This window comes from Lactobacillus sp. C449L, from assembly GCF_059900815.1.
The window spans coordinates 1-506 of record NZ_JBWXGA010000096.1 but is presented as its reverse complement, the minus strand read 5'-3'; the positions used below and the strand labels follow the sequence as shown (position 1 = coordinate 506).

Below are 506 nucleotides of genomic sequence, written 5' to 3'. Positions count from 1 at the left end.
ACGGGCTGTGGTCATATGAAAATATGTCTGTCTTTCAGAATCCCCCACTTCAAACACCCCAAAAGGTGGTAAGTGGTGGGTAGTTCAATTGTTAATCAAACGTTTGATTAAATTTGAATACAGCTGATCTGCCTGGGCTTGCCCGAGTTTTCGCTAAACTAATCAAACGATTGATTAAATTGGAAAAGCCGGAAATCAATTGGGTAAACCAATAGAGCCGTACCACTGAAAACAGCGGTACAGCTCTTTTTTTATCGTTTCTGAATCTCTTCAAGAAGGATTTTGTTAACAAGCGGCGGATTCGCCTGCCCTTTTGTCGCCTTCATGATCTGGCCGACAAGGAAGCCGATCGCCTTCTGTTTTCCAGCTTTAAAATCTTCAACGGATTGCGGGTTGTTATCTAATGCTTCGCCGACAATCTTTTTTAGTGCGCCTTCATCCGATATTTGGACTAGTCCTTTTTCTTTGACGATCTTCTCGGCATCTCCGCCGTTTTCTATCAATTC

General features: G+C 42.9%; 1 pseudogene. It reads right to left on the bottom strand.

The window, feature by feature from the left end:
- Positions 1-251: 251 nt before the first annotated feature.
- A pseudogene (locus AC2JF9_RS08475) lies at positions 252-506 on the bottom strand (Asp-tRNA(Asn)/Glu-tRNA(Gln) amidotransferase subunit GatB); the annotation flags it as partial.